Here is a 1433-nt window from a genome sequence, read left to right on the forward strand (position 1 = left end):
GTGGGGTATTTTTATGACTAAATATTCAAGTGAGTTCAAGGTGAAGGTTGTACAGGAGTATCTTTCTGGACGGGTTTCCTATAACAGCCTTTGCACTAAATACAGTATCCCGTCAACGAAACCAGTCCGAGAGTGGGTTAAGCAAGCCCAAGTCCATGGACTTGAATCTCTTCAGCGAAAGCATACGAAGACATTTTATTCTCTGGAACAGAAGCTGGCCGTGGTAGACTATTACCAAACCAGTGGTGCGGGTGTGGTATCTGCGGCTGCTCATTTCGGGATCAATGCCTCGCAGGTGGCTGTCTGGATGAAGATCTTCAAGACTGAGGGAGTGGCTGGGTTGCGTCCGAAACCGCGAGGAAGGCGGTCTACAGTGAAACATAAGAAACCCAAACAAGTTAAGAAGCTTGAGCTTAGTGAGAAGGAAGCTTACCAGCAAGAGATCCTGAAATTACGCGGCGAGTTATACCATACGCGAATGGAGCGTGACTTTTTAAAAAAATTAGGGGCCGTATCGAAGAACAATCTGCCGCCCAAAAAACAGCAGTAGTTGACGCGTTACGGCATGACTATCCATTGAAGGAATTATTGGCATTGGCACAGTTGCCTCGGGCTACTTTCTATGACCGCTTGCACCGCAAGAATAAGCCGGATAAATATGCCGCCTTGAAGGTATTTATCAAGAAGACCTTCCATGACTCATATGAGACCTATGGCTATCGCCGTATTCATGTGATGGCACGAAAAGCCGGCTTTAAATGCTCACCCAATACAATTCTACGGTTAATGGGGCAATTGAATCTTAGTGTCACACTGTATTCTCGCCATACTAGCGGCTATCACTCCTATAAGGGAAAAGTAGGCACCGTGAACGACAACCTGTTACACCAACAATTCGATGCCCAGGAGCCCTTCGCTGTCCTGCACACCGACGTAACGCAAGTCAGACTGCTTGACCACAGCTGGGGCTATATCTCGGCCATCATTGACGAGGCCAGTCGAGAGGTTATTACAGTCATTGTGCGCAACTCTGCGAACAAAGAACAACTCCACCTAACGCTTGACGATTTGGCCAAGAAACTCCCCGCTGGCGTCACACCCATCATGCACTCTGACCAAGGGTGGCAATACCAAACCCGTGAATACCAGTCTCAGGTGCACGCCATGGGCATCGTTCCCAGCATGTCTCGTAAAGGTAATTGCCATGATAACGCACCAATGGAAAGCTTCTTCAACCTACTCAAACGAGAACGGCTCAATCGGCAACCAATCAAGGATCTTGAGGAACTGAAGCAAATCGTAGATCATTACGTCACGTGGTTTAATCATGACCGTATTTCACTCAATAAAAATGGCCTGACCCCGATTGAATATCGGAATCAGACCGCTGCGTAACTAATTTTCCAACTGTCTAACTTTTTTGTTGCACTTCA

At 47.2% G+C, this 1433-nt stretch carries 2 protein-coding genes; both read left to right on the forward strand.

The window, feature by feature from the left end; all coding sequences use genetic code 11:
* Positions 1-550: helix-turn-helix domain-containing protein (locus tag ACWP87_RS13725; RefSeq protein WP_107755084.1), on the forward strand; the 550-nt coding region annotated here is incomplete at its 5' end.
* The gene (locus tag ACWP87_RS13730) at positions 514-1395 is read left to right on the forward strand and encodes an IS3 family transposase (protein WP_223804839.1); all 882 of its coding nucleotides are present in this window, start codon (positions 514-516) and stop codon (positions 1393-1395) included. The genes ACWP87_RS13725 and ACWP87_RS13730, both read left to right, overlap by 37 nt.
* Positions 1396-1433 lie beyond the last annotated feature (38 nt).

This window comes from Lacticaseibacillus sp. 22 (assembly GCF_055413445.1).